Source organism: Citrobacter sp. Cpo040, from assembly GCF_030332915.1.
GTDB classification, from domain to species: Bacteria; Pseudomonadota; Gammaproteobacteria; order Enterobacterales; family Enterobacteriaceae; genus Citrobacter; species Citrobacter portucalensis.
The window spans coordinates 537,702-550,035 of the sequence record NZ_JAOWGX010000036.1; the positions used below are offsets into that span (position 1 = coordinate 537,702).

9 protein-coding genes are annotated in these 12,334 nt (G+C 54.3%); 4 read left to right on the top strand and 5 right to left on the bottom strand.

Annotated features, from left to right (window positions below; translation table 11 throughout):
• Positions 1-72: 72 nt before the first annotated feature.
• From OGX86_RS17435 to cecR, 4 genes are read right to left on the bottom strand one after another with little or no spacing between them, the layout of a single operon-like run.
• Entirely contained in the window at positions 73-1,206 is a 1,134-nt protein-coding gene (locus tag OGX86_RS17435) for an ABC transporter permease (RefSeq protein WP_168978481.1), read from the bottom strand.
• A complete protein-coding gene (locus tag OGX86_RS17440) occupies positions 1,199-2,935 on the bottom strand; it encodes an ATP-binding cassette domain-containing protein (protein WP_003831546.1) in 1,737 nt (578 codons plus the stop codon). Before OGX86_RS17440 ends, OGX86_RS17435 begins: the two co-directional genes overlap by 8 nt.
• The gene (gene hlyD / locus OGX86_RS17445) at positions 2,928-3,923 is read right to left on the bottom strand and encodes a secretion protein HlyD (RefSeq protein ID WP_008784196.1); all 996 of its coding nucleotides are present in this window, start codon (positions 3,921-3,923) and stop codon (positions 2,928-2,930) included. The genes OGX86_RS17440 and hlyD overlap by 8 nt, the downstream gene beginning before the upstream one ends.
• A complete protein-coding gene (gene cecR / locus OGX86_RS17450; RefSeq protein WP_048235794.1) occupies positions 3,920-4,597 on the bottom strand; it encodes a transcriptional regulator CecR in 678 nt (225 codons plus the stop codon). Before cecR ends, hlyD begins: the two co-directional genes overlap by 4 nt.
• A gap of 221 nt (positions 4,598-4,818) precedes the next feature.
• Between cecR and rhlE the strand changes: the two genes are divergently transcribed.
• Entirely contained in the window at positions 4,819-6,165 is a 1,347-nt protein-coding gene (gene rhlE / locus OGX86_RS17455) for an ATP-dependent RNA helicase RhlE (RefSeq protein WP_286640321.1), read from the top strand.
• Positions 6,166-6,233: 68 nt separating this feature from the next.
• Here the strand turns inward: rhlE and OGX86_RS17460 are convergent, their stop codons facing one another.
• Positions 6,234-6,968: a GntR family transcriptional regulator gene (locus OGX86_RS17460; protein WP_003831553.1), complete on the bottom strand. Its 735-nt coding sequence runs from the start codon at positions 6,966-6,968 to the stop codon at positions 6,234-6,236.
• A 202-nt stretch (positions 6,969-7,170) separates the two neighbouring features.
• On the opposite strand from OGX86_RS17460, the gene OGX86_RS17465 reads away from it, so the two are divergent.
• The 3 genes from OGX86_RS17465 to dinG all read left to right on the top strand — a co-directional run bounded on the left by OGX86_RS17465 (position 7,171) and on the right by dinG (position 12,306).
• The gene (locus tag OGX86_RS17465; protein WP_008784199.1) at positions 7,171-8,523 is read left to right on the top strand and encodes a class-II fumarase/aspartase family protein; all 1,353 of its coding nucleotides are present in this window, start codon (positions 7,171-7,173) and stop codon (positions 8,521-8,523) included.
• Positions 8,524-8,556: 33 nt separating this feature from the next.
• Complete coding sequence (locus OGX86_RS17470; protein WP_103015139.1) at positions 8,557-9,978, top strand: DASS family sodium-coupled anion symporter; 1,422 nt, start codon at positions 8,557-8,559, stop codon at positions 9,976-9,978.
• A 177-nt stretch (positions 9,979-10,155) separates the two neighbouring features.
• The gene (gene dinG / locus OGX86_RS17475) at positions 10,156-12,306 is read left to right on the top strand and encodes an ATP-dependent DNA helicase DinG (protein ID WP_048226022.1); all 2,151 of its coding nucleotides are present in this window, start codon (positions 10,156-10,158) and stop codon (positions 12,304-12,306) included.
• Positions 12,307-12,334: the final 28 nt, after the last annotated feature.

Genomic DNA, 12,334 nt, shown 5'->3' on the forward strand with positions numbered 1-12,334 from the left:
CATCAGGCATAATGCCGGATGGCGACGTGAACGCCTTATCCGGCCTACGGCTACAATTATCCATACACGAATTTAATCCAGCCGACGTTTGGTTTTAAGCCACGTCAGGCCAATAAACATCACCGCCGAAGCGATTAAAAACAGCACGTTGATAATCAGCACCACCGGAATATTTCCCGCCAGAAACAGGCTTTGCAGGGTGCTGACGAAATAACGCGCCGGAATAATGTAGGTTACCGCCCGGATAATCGCGGGCATGCTGTCTATCTGGAAGATAAATCCCGACAGCATAATCGAGGGCAGGAAGGCGGCGTTCAGTGCGACCTGCGCGGCGTTAAACTGGTTGCGGGTGATGGTGGAAATAAGCAACCCCATGCCGAGCGTACTGAGCAGAAACAGGCTGGTAATGAAAAACAGGATCAGCAACGAGCCACGGTAGGGCACGCCAAGAATAAACACCGACACCAGCATACACAGCAGCATCGCCAGCATGCCCAGAAAGTAATACGGGATCAATTTGCACAGCAGCAGCTCGACGCGGGTGACTTCGGTAGACAGCAGCGCTTCCATGGTGCCGCGCTCCCATTCGCGCGCCACCACTAATGAGGTGAGGATGGCACCAATGACCGTCATGATGATGGTGACCGCCCCGGGAATAATAAAGTGCTGGCTGATGGCCGCCGGGTTAAACCAGTAGCGGGTTTGCACGTCGATCAAAGGTTTGAACGATTCCCCACGATCTTCTGCCCGCTGTTGCTGCCAGATTTGCCAGATGCCTTCGACATAACCCTGCACAAAGTTGGCGGTATTCGGTTCGCTGCCGTCGGTGATCACCTGGATCGGGGCGACATCGTTAGGTCGCGCCATCTGCTGGGCAAAATCCACTGGGATCACCACCAGACCGCGAATGCGCCCGGCCTGCATTTTCTCAATCAGTTCCTGGCGATTATCGCTGATGGTGGCGTCAATATACGGCGAACCGGTCATGGTATGGGTAAAATCCAGCGCCTCTTCACTCTGCTGTTCAAGCAAAATCCCGACCCGCAGCTTGCTGGAATCGAGGTTGATCCCGTAGCCGAAGATAAACAGCAGCAGCAGCGGGATCACCACCGCAATCAGCCAACTGCTGGGATCGCGGACGATCTGGCGCGTCTCTTTCACGCACAGCGCGCGGACGCGACGCCAGGAGAGAGTGGAGTTACTCATGCGTATGCTCCTTATCCCAGTCATTGATTAGCGTGATGAACGCCTGTTCCATGGTCGGGTCCGGCGTGTCGCTGTCGGCAGCCTGAGCCTTCAGGTCGTCTGGCGTACCGCTGGCAATCAGTTTGCCGCGATACACCAGCCCGATGCGATCGCAGTATTCTGCCTCATCCATAAAGTGGGTGGTCACCATCACCGTGACGCCTTTTTCCACCATGCTATTGATATGCAACCAGAACTCACGACGGGTGAGGGGATCGACCCCGGAAGTGGGTTCATCAAGGAACAGAATGTCGGGTTCATGCATCAGCGAGCAGGCCAGCGCCAGACGCTGCTTAAAGCCCAGCGGCAGTTCGTCGGTGGCGTGGGAAGCGATACTTTTCAGGCCAAATGCCTCGCTCATACGATCGATTTTCTCTTTCTGCGCCCGACCGCGCAGGCCGTAGACGCCGGAGAAAAAGCGCAGATTCTGTTCAACCGTCAGGTTACCGTACAGGGAGAATTTCTGCGCCATATAGCCCAGATGCTGACGCGCTTTGCCGGAGCTGACTTTCAGGTCCATATCCAGCACCAGCGCTTTGCCGGAGGTGGGGACCAGCAGGCCGCACATCATTTTAAAGGTGGTGGATTTGCCAGCGCCGTTGGGTCCTAACAGACCAAAAATCTCGCCGCGCTGCACGGCAAAGTCTACGTGGTCGGTAGCGGCAAAATCGCCAAATTTCTTGGTCAGCGCTTTGGCTTCGATCACCGTTTCGCCTGGCGTGCCTTCCACGGTATGCAGGATAGCGCCCAGTGGGGACTCCGATGTTCCGGCTCCGCCGAGTAAATCGATAAAGGCATCTTCGAAGCGGGGAGCTGTTTCGTTGATGGTTATCTCCGGCATGCCGTCAGCGTTTTGGATCTGCTGAGCCGTAGCCTCTTTTTTCAGGATTAAACGGACTGATTTCCCCTGAATCATTCCGTCGCTGACCAGCGGCAGTTTTAACGCGCGTTGCAGCAGTCGGCGGTTGTTTTCCTGCGGACTGCTCATCAGGAAGCTGCGACCTGCCATGGTTTGCGTAAGCTGAGTAGGATCGCCCTGGTATAACAGTTCACCTTCGTTCATCAGCAGCACATCACGGCATTGCTCTGCTTCATCCAGATACGACGTACTCCAGAGGATCAGCATGCCGTCCCCGGCCAGCTCGTGGACCATTTGCCACAGTTCGCGACGGGAAATAGGGTCGACACCCACGCCTGGCTCATCCAGCAGCAACACTTTGGGTTCGCCAACCAGCGTACAGGCAAGCCCGAGCTTCTGCTTCATGCCGCCAGAAAGCTTGCCAGCCAGTCGTCCGGTAAATGGTCCCAGCGAGGTGAATTCCAGGAGTCGGGCAAAGGTTTTTTCTCGCGCTTCACCGGTGACGCTGCGTAAGTCGGCATAGAGATTGAGGTTCTCCATGACGGTTAAATCTTCGTACAGACCAAATTTTTGCGGCATATAGCCCAGCACCGCATGTAGTGCGCTGTCGTCTTTGATGGGGTCAAAACCAATCACCGCAGCACTTCCGGCATCAGGTTTTAATAATCCCGCCAGCATTCGCATCAACGTAGTTTTGCCCGCGCCGTCCGGCCCGACAAGCCCGGTCACGTAGCCCGCATGAACGGTACAGTCGAGCGGGGCGACGGCGGGTTTTTCCATTCCGGCAAAGTTTTTCGTCAGCCCTTTAAGCGTAATGACGGCGTCATTCATGCCGTGCCTCATCGCCAAACTTTATCGTTACCGGCATTCCCTGGCGCAGCGCATCGTCCGCGTCGGTGACGACAATTCGCAGGCGATAAACCAGGTCGGTACGCAGGTCAGGAGTCTCGACCGTTTTCGGGGTAAATTCGGCGGTAGGAGAAACGAAGCCGATTTTGCCGTGATACGGTTTGTCCGGGCGGCCATCGGTATAGAGCAGGATCTCACGTCCTGGCTGCGCCTGGCTCAGATTTCGTTCGTCAACGTAAGCACGAACCCATACCGGACGCGTGAGCGACAGCGTCAGTACCGTGCCGCCTTCGTTCAGCATGCTGCCGGGTTCAACTGCACGGGTGAGAAGCGTGCCGTCAGACGGCGAGGTCAGGGTGGTGTCATGCAAATTCAGCTCTGCCTGTGCCAGCTCGGCCTGAGCTTGTTCGAGCGTGGCTTTTGCCTGCTCGATGTCCTGCACACGATTACCGCTGCGATATTGCGTGAGTTTATCCTGTGCGGATTTCAGCGAAGCTAGCGCCTGATCGCGTGATGAACGGGCGTTTTCCAGATCGTTGGCTGAAATGGTGCGGCTTTTCCACAATCCGACCTGCCGATTGTAAAAGTTCTGCGCGTAATCATAGGCGGCCTGTGCCTGTTTGACTGCCGCCGCGGTTTGCGCGATCTCTTCTTCGCGATACCCTGCCAGCATCAGATCGTATTGTGCCTGTGCGGCGGCAACGTTGGCTTTTGCCTGCATCAATGCGTTTTCATAAGGTGCGCGGTCCAGTTCACCCAGCACCTGACCGGCGGTAATCGCATCGCCTTCGTCAACCGCCAGCGAGGCCAGCCTGCCGCCGACACGAAAACTCAGGTTGACGCTACGGATATCGACATTGCCGTATAGCGTCAGGCCGTTATCTTGCCGACTCTGATACCACCACGTTCCACCGGCAATCACGGCAACGAGGGCCGCGATAACCAGCCCGAGAACGACAGGTTTTTTCATGACTCCAGACTCCTTTGCGTTAAACCTTGCAGAATAAGATCGATGTGACAGGTGATCGTTTGGTCAATCAGCGCGGTTTTATCCTCATCAAATTGTGACCAGCCTGTACGCAACAGAATGGTTTCTTTCCCCAGACGAAAAGCCAGCACCTCGCCGAGTATGGCGTGGGTGTGCAGAATCATTTGGGTATCATTGGCATCGCCGCCCGTATAGGCGGCAATCAGGCGCGTCAGATGTGTATGCAGCGGATTGATAACCTGGTCGTGCACCAATTGATAAGCCGCGGTGGGGGAAAGCTGTTCGCGCGAGATAAATTTGCTCAGGTTAACGGTGTCGTCCTGAGTTAACAGCATGATCATATTTTTGCAGGCGCGCAGGATCAGTTCGCGCATCGCGCCACGGTCCGGCTTAGGCTGGGCGAATAAACGCTCGGCCTCTTCAGCGTGCGGGCGAAACTGTGCACCGATAAAATCCGCAATCCACTGGGCGCAGGCGAGATATAAATCCTCTTTTGAGCCAAAATAGTAGGTGATAGCCGCAATGTTTTGCCCGGCCTGTGCAGCGATATCGCGCGTCGTGGCGTGCAGACCATACTCACCGAATTGCGCCAATGCGGCGGCAATGAGCTGGTTCTTCGCCTGTTCACCTTTGGTTGTCATGGTGGGTGTATTCATGGCACGACTCTGATCTTAATCAATCGATTGATTAAGATTATGACTGATGTGCAGCCTTGTCCAGTCCGGAGCGTTATTTTCCAGTGAAGGGATAATTTATGCGGCACATCACAAAAACTGCTACACTCCGCCCCTTCATGACATTGTGGTTTTTGTCATCTCTATTATATGTATCTCCCTGAAAACGACACCGGTAACGGTCAGGGTGGTTCGGAGTTGTTATGTCTTTTGATTCCCTTGGTTTAAACCCTGATATTTTACGTGCCGTTGCCGAGCAGGGTTACCGTGAACCTACCCCTATTCAGCAGCAGGCGATCCCTGCCGTGCTGGAAGGCCGCGATCTGATGGCCAGCGCCCAGACCGGCACGGGGAAAACGGCAGGTTTTACCCTGCCGCTGTTGCAGCACCTGATTACTCATCAGCCGCATGGTAAAAGCCGTCGTCCGGTTCGTGCGCTGATCCTTACGCCAACCCGCGAACTGGCAGCCCAGATTGGCGAAAACGTCCGTGATTACAGTAAGTATCTGAATATTCGCTCGCTGGTGGTTTTCGGCGGCGTCAGTATTAACCCGCAGATGATGAAGCTGCGTGGCGGCGTGGATGTGCTGATTGCCACTCCGGGTCGTTTGCTCGATCTGGAGCACCAGAATGCGGTGAAGCTGGATCAGGTTGAAATTCTGGTGCTGGATGAAGCTGACCGCATGCTGGATATGGGCTTTATTCACGACATTCGTCGCGTTCTGGCGAAATTGCCGGCAAAACGTCAGAACCTGCTGTTCTCAGCAACGTTCTCTGACGATATCAAGTCGCTGGCCGAAAAGCTGCTGCACAATCCGCTGGAAATCGAAGTGGCGCGTCGTAATACCGCGTCCGAGCAGGTGACTCAGCACGTTCATTTCGTAGATAAGAAGCGTAAACGCGAACTGTTGTCGCAGATGATAGGCCAGGGCAACTGGCAGCAGGTGCTGGTGTTTACCCGTACCAAACACGGTGCGAACCATCTGGCGGAACAGCTGAATAAAGACGGTATCCGCAGCGCGGCGATCCACGGTAACAAATCTCAGGGAGCGCGTACGCGTGCGCTGGCTGATTTTAAATCCGGTGATATTCGCGTGCTGGTGGCGACCGACATTGCCGCGCGAGGTCTGGACATTGAAGAGTTACCGCACGTGGTGAACTACGAGCTGCCAAACGTCCCGGAAGACTACGTGCACCGCATTGGTCGTACCGGTCGTGCGGCCGCTACCGGCGAAGCGTTGTCTCTGGTGTGCGTCGATGAACACAAGCTGTTGCGTGACATCGAGAAGTTGCTGAAAAAAGAGATCCCGCGTATTGCAACGCCAGGCTATGAGCCAGACCCGTCCATTAAAGCTGAGCCGATCCAGAACGGTCGTCAGCAGCGTGGCGGCGGCGGTGGTCGAGGGCAGGGCGGAGCAGGGCGTGGACAGCAGCCGCGTCGTCAGGATGGCGGAGCGCCAAAAGCGAAACCGCGTAGCGGCGAAGGCAAACCGGCAGGTGATAAACCTCGTCCACCGCGCCGTCCGCGCAAACCGTCTGCAGCGCAGTAATTCACCTTGCTGTATGGCAGTATAAACATGCTATCCGGTCTACACACTGTGTAGGCCGGATAGGTCAATCACTCCCCCGAACTTTGCGATTTCAGCACGATTGAGCAGGTATATCGTCCTGCCGGGTGAATCGAAATCGTCGTCTCAAATACTTTCCCGTCCCTGTCCAGATAACGACGCACGATTCTCATTGCTGGTGAATCAGGTGCTACATTGAGAATCTTTGCCACCTTTTTGGGCACGCCGACAGCCGTAATGGTCTGATGCACCTCATGGCTTTTAATACCGTAATGGGTTTCGATCAAATCGCTGATTAACGAGTGTGGGTCGTCACGGATGTACGTACGCAGTTTGGCGTAATCCGTGCTGGCATAGCTGTCCGTCCAGCAGATTGGCGCGTCGGGGTTTTGCGCATCTTCGCGAGTGCTGGCAATGTGCAGCCAACGGGAACCTGGCGGGCAGCCAATCATCTGGGACAACTCTATGTCCGCCACAATCTCATCGATTTTCTTGATGACGCGCAGATTGTTTTTGGCCAGCAGCAACAGATCCTCAAGATGCGATAGCGGGTGATTGACGCCGTTAGCCTTAGGTTCGCAAACGCGAGTTCCCGCGCCTTTACGCCGTGATATCAGACCTTGCTCTGTTAATTCCCTTAACGCCTCACGCATGGTGTGGCGGCTGACCTGCCATGTTTCACACAGTTCCATTTCCGTAGGAAACAGCGAACCGGGGGCAAAGGTTCCCACCGCAATTTGCTGCGCCAGTTCACGTGCTATTCGCTTGTACAGAGATTCTTTCATCGCAGTTTCATCAAAATATTAGTGATCTTTATCACGAAAATTTGTACGGACTATTCCCTACATTTCTTATGAATACTATAAATGTCCGTACATTTAAATGTACGGACATTTTTTTATGTCTGGACATTGTGGCGGCATTTGAATATCCAACAAACTGCCGTAAACACGCATCTTATCATTATCAGATTTTCCAGGGGGATTTATGGCTTCGAATGTACTTGATTCTGTTCTGTTCAGGGACTCTTTCGGCACACCGGCGATGCGCGCTGTGTTTGACGATCGCGAGCTGGTGCGCAAATACGTGGAAGTGGAAGTGGCATTAGCCAAAGCCCAGGCACGCTGTGGTGTGATACCCGAGGCTGCGGCGCAGGAAATTGCAGAAAAATGTAATGCTGACACGCTCGATTTTGATTTATTGCGCCATGAAACCGAAATTGTGGGTTATCCGATCCTACCGCTGGTGCACCAGATTTCTAAACAGGCAGGCGAGTCCGGCGGTTATGTGCACTGGGGGGCCACCACTCAGGACATTATGGACACCGCAGTGGTTCTGCAAATTCGTGATGCTTTTGCGCTCATTGAGTCCGATATGGACAAACTCCGCGCCACGCTGGCCGATCTTTCACGCCGCTACCGTGATACGCCGATGGCCGGGAGAACCCATTTACAACAGGCTTTGCCCGTGACATTCGGTTACAAAGCTGCCATCTGGCTGGATATGTTTGAACGCCACGCGGAACGTCTTTCCCAGGCGCGTCCTCGTGTATTGGTCGGCGAATTTGCGGGAGCGGCCGGTACGCTGGCATCGCTGGGGGATAAAGGGCTGGCGGTACAAAAAGCGATGATGGAAGAGCTTGGGCTAAATGTCCCAACATCCACCTGGCACGTCGCGCGTGATGGTTTTGCCGAAGCGGTGAACCTGTTAGCGGTGATTACCGGGTCGCTGGGCAAGATTGCCTACGACGTAATGCTGCTGGCAGCAAATGAGTTTGGCGAACTGTATGAGCCGTTTGTTAAAGGGCGTGGCGCCAGCAGTACCATGCCGCAGAAACGCAACCCTATTTCCAGCGAGCTGATGCTGGCCTGTGCCAAAGGCGTTCGCCAACAGGCAGGGTTGATGCTTGATGCGATGGTGCAAGATCTGGAGCGTGCAACCGGGCCGTGGCATGCCGAATGGATTGCTATCCCAGAAAGTTTCGTGCTCAGCGCGGGGGCATTGCATCAGGCCAATTTTATGCTGGCGGGGCTGGTGGTCGATGAAGAGGCGATGAAACGTAACCTCGGCATGACTAATGGATTGATTGTGGCTGAAGCGGTCATGATGGGGTTGGCTCCGTATATTGGTCGTCAGGATGCACATGACGTGGTGTATGACGCCTGTCGTATCGTCAACGAACAAGGTGGACGATTGGCTGATGTGCTGAATGCGATGCCATCTGTCTCTGAACGACTGGACCCACAGTTGATTGAAAAACTGACCGACCCGGCAAATTACCTTGGAATGGCACCGGCGATGGTGGATCAGGTATTAGCAAGATACATGTCGCGGAAATGAATGCTCTCGGGCTAACGGAATAAGGATCTTTTTATGTCAACGAATTCTGTCACGGGAAAATCCATTCTGTCGTTCCTGATACCGCTGGCGATAGGCGCGATCGTTTGGTTTTATCCTGTTCCTGATGGTCTAACGCCTCAGGCCTGGCATATGTTCGCGATATTTGCCGCGACCATTGCCGCCATTCTCACTCAGCCGCTCCCTTCGGGGGCGGTGATGTTGATTGCGCTTTGCGTGGTTATTTTCACCAAAACGTTGCCAGAGGCAAAGGCGCTGTCAGGGTTTGCGTCCGGTACGGTATGGCTCATTTTCTGCGCCTACGTCTTGTCTCTGGGGTTTGTGACGTCAGGACTGGGGAAACGTATTGCGTATAAAATGTTATCGCTCTTTGGCGGCAGCAGCCTGGGTATTGCTTACTCACTGGGGGTTTCCGATCTGATTATGGCCCCGGCAATGCCGTCAGTAACTGCGCGGTCCGGGGGCATAATTTTTCCCATCACACGTTCCATCAATGATGTGTTGGGCTCCGCTCCAGGGGTAACGGGCAAACGTATTGGCGATTTCTTAACCATGGTGTGCTTCCAGTTTACGCCGATTACCGGGGCGATATTTCTCACCGGGATGGCGGCGAATCCGCTGGTAGCGAGCCTGGCGAAATCGTCATTGGGTATGGAGATAACCTGGGGCGGATGGTTTATTTCCGCAGTAGTCCCTGCGATGGTTTGTTTCTGTCTGATGCCGCTACTGGTCTATAAATTATTGGATCCTGAGCTTAAGCGTACGCCAGAGGCAAAAGCGATGGGTAAGCAGGCGCTCGGTGAGCTCGGTTCGATGAGCAGCAACGAGAAAAAGGTCGCGTTTGGTTTTGTGCTGGCGCTGGTTGGCTGGGGCACCAGTTTGATTACTGGATTGTCTGCCACATCTGTCGGGCTGGGGCTGGCTGCTTATCTGTTTGCTTCGGGTGCTGTTAGCTGGAAAAGTTTGCTTAATGACCATGCAGCCTGGGATACGGTTATCTGGTTTAGCGTCATCATTAGCCTGGCGACCGGACTTGCCGATCTGGGGTTTATTAAATGGATGACAGTAAAGTTAGGCAGCGGTATTCAAGGGTTTGGTGCGATTGAGTCCTTTATTGTGCTGGGGATCCTTTACATTTATGTCCACTATCTCTTTGCTACGGCTACCGGGCACGTAGCTGCGCTGTATGCTCCTTTCGCGGCCACGGCGATCGCTGCGGGTGCACCGCCGATGATGGTCGCTATTTGCTTCGGCATCTTTAGTAATCTGATGTGGGGGAATACCGAGTATGGTGGCGGACCTGGTCCTATTTATTTTGCCCAGGGCTATTTTGAACGACCGCGTTTTTACAAAATTAACCTCTGTGTGGTAACGGCAAATGTGATTATCATTTTTGCAGTGGGCATGCTGTGGTGGAAGCTGCTGGGATACTATTAACCGACACGTTTATTCGGCCTGCAATATACCTGACTGTAGGCCGGATAAGGAGTAAGCCGCCCTCCGGTAATTTAAGCCAGAGCTGCGAAGCGCTTTCCAGAATGGGGGAAAAAGGTACATCCAACGCCTGAAATGTGCCACAATAGTGGCTGTTTATACAGTATTTCAGGTTTTCTCATGGCACTTACGGCTGCGCTAAAAGCGCAAATCGCCGCCTGGTACAAGGCGCTTCAGGAACAGATCCCCGACTTTATCCCCCGTGCGCCGCAGCGGCAGATGATTGCTGACGTCGCGAAAACGCTCTCCGGGGAAGAAGGGCGGCATCTGGCGATTGAAGCACCGACCGGGGTGGGGAAAACCCTGTCGTATCTGATTCCCGGTATTGCCATCGCGCGTGAAGAACAAAAAACGCTGGTGGTCAGTACCGCCAACGTCGCTTTGCAGGACCAGATCTACAGCAAAGATTTACCGCTGCTGCGCAAAATTATCCCCGATCTGCGTTTTACCGCTGCGTTTGGTCGCGGACGCTATGTCTGCCCGCGTAACTTAGCGGCGCTGGCCAGCACTGAACCCAATCAGCAGGATCTGCTGGCTTTTCTCGACGATGACCTGACGCCCAACAACCAGGAAGAACAAAAGCGCTGTGCCAGGCTAAAAGGCGATCTCGACAGCTACAAGTGGGACGGGCTGCGCGACCACACCGATATCGCCATTGATGACGGACTCTGGCAGCGTCTGAGCACCGATAAAGCCAGCTGTCTGAATCGCAACTGTCACTACTATCGTGAATGCCCTTTTTTTGTCGCCCGCCGGGAGATTCAGGAAGCTGAAGTGGTCGTGGCTAATCATGCGCTGGTAATGGCGGCCATGGAAAGCGAAGCCGTCTTGCCGGAGCCGAAAAACCTACTGCTGGTACTTGATGAAGGCCACCATTTGCCGGATGTCGCGCGCGATGCGCTGGAGATGAGCGCAGAAATCAGCGCCCCCTGGTATCGACTTCAGTTGGATCTATTTTGCAAATTAGTGGCTACCTGCCTGGAGCAGTTTCGCCCGAAGACCACGCCGCCACTGGCAAATGCCGAGCGTCTGAACGGTCACTGTGAGGAGCTGTATGAGCTGATTTCATCGCTCAATAACATTCTTAATCTGTATATGCCCGCTACCCAGGAGGCAGAACACCGCTTCGCGATGGGCGAATTGCCTACGGAAGTGATGGAGATTTGTCAGCGTCTGGCAAAGCTAACAGAAATGCTGCGCGGTCTGGCGGAACTGTTCCTCAACGATCTCAGCGAAAAAACCGGCACTCACGATATCGTGCGTCTGCATCGGGTTATTTTGCAGATGAACCGGGCGCTGGGCATGTTTGAGGCGCAAAGCAAACTGTGGCGGCTGGCATCGCTCGCGCAGTCGTCAGGCGCGCCGGTGAGTAAATGGGCGACGCGCGAGGTGCGTGACGGGCAGATCCACGTCTGGTTCCACTGCGTGGGGATCCGTGTGAGCGATCAGCTCGAACGACTGCTGTGGCGTAGCGTCCCGCATATTATTGTCACTTCCGCAACGCTGCGATCGCTCAACAGCTTCTCGCGTTTGCAGGAGATGAGCGGTCTGAAGGAAAAAGCAGGGGACAGGTTTGTCGCGCTGGATTCACCGTTTAATCACGTTGAACAGGGCAAAATCGTCATTCCGCAAATGCGCTACGAACCGTTAATTGATAACGAAGAGCAGCATATCGCGGAAATGGCCGCCTATTTTCGCGAACAGCTGGAGAGTAAAAAGCATCAGGGTATGCTGGTACTCTTTGCCAGCGGTCGCGCGATGCAGCGTTTTCTTGAGCACGTTACCGATCTGCGCCTGCTGTTGTTGGTGCAGGGCGATCAGCCGCGCTATCGTCTGGTGGAGTTGCACCGCAAACGGGTGGCCAACGGCGAGCGCAGTGTACTGGTTGGGCTGCAATCTTTTGCTGAAGGTCTGGATTTGAAAGGCGACCTGCTGACTCAGGTGCATATTCATAAAATCGCCTTTCCGCCAATCGACAGCCCGGTAGTGATCACCGAGGGTGAGTGGTTGAAAAGTCTGAACCGCTACCCCTTCGAGGTGCAGAGCCTGCCTGCGGCGTCGTTCAATTTGATCCAGCAGGTTGGGCGACTCATCCGTAGCCATGGCTGCTGGGGAGAAGTGGTTATTTATGACAAGCGTTTATTGACCAAAAGCTATGGCAAGCGTTTACTGAACGCGTTACCCATATTTCCGATAGAGCAACCTGCTGTGCCAGACGTTATAGTAAAACCAAAAGAAAAAGCGAAACCCACGCGCCGCCGTCGGCGTTAACGATGCGAGCAACAGGCAAGGAGTTATC

Bases quoted from the DNA above. Each gene is read 5' to 3' on its own strand.
- OGX86_RS17435 (WP_168978481.1), bottom strand. From the start codon at position 1,206: ATGAGTAACTCCACTCTCTCCTGGCGTCGCGTCCGCGCGCTGTGCGTG.
- hlyD (WP_008784196.1), bottom strand. From the start codon at position 3,923: ATGAAAAAACCTGTCGTTCTCGGGCTGGTTATCGCGGCCCTCGTTGCC.
- OGX86_RS17440 (WP_003831546.1), bottom strand. From the start codon at position 2,935: ATGAATGACGCCGTCATTACGCTTAAAGGGCTGACGAAAAACTTTGCC.
- OGX86_RS17460 (WP_003831553.1), bottom strand. From the start codon at position 6,968: ATGAAAGAATCTCTGTACAAGCGAATAGCACGTGAACTGGCGCAGCAA.
- rhlE (WP_286640321.1), top strand. From the start codon at position 4,819: ATGTCTTTTGATTCCCTTGGTTTAAACCCTGATATTTTACGTGCCGTT.
- OGX86_RS17470 (WP_103015139.1), top strand. From the start codon at position 8,557: ATGTCAACGAATTCTGTCACGGGAAAATCCATTCTGTCGTTCCTGATA.
- dinG (WP_048226022.1), top strand. From the start codon at position 10,156: ATGGCACTTACGGCTGCGCTAAAAGCGCAAATCGCCGCCTGGTACAAG.
- OGX86_RS17465 (WP_008784199.1), top strand. From the start codon at position 7,171: ATGGCTTCGAATGTACTTGATTCTGTTCTGTTCAGGGACTCTTTCGGC.
- cecR (WP_048235794.1), bottom strand. From the start codon at position 4,597: ATGAATACACCCACCATGACAACCAAAGGTGAACAGGCGAAGAACCAG.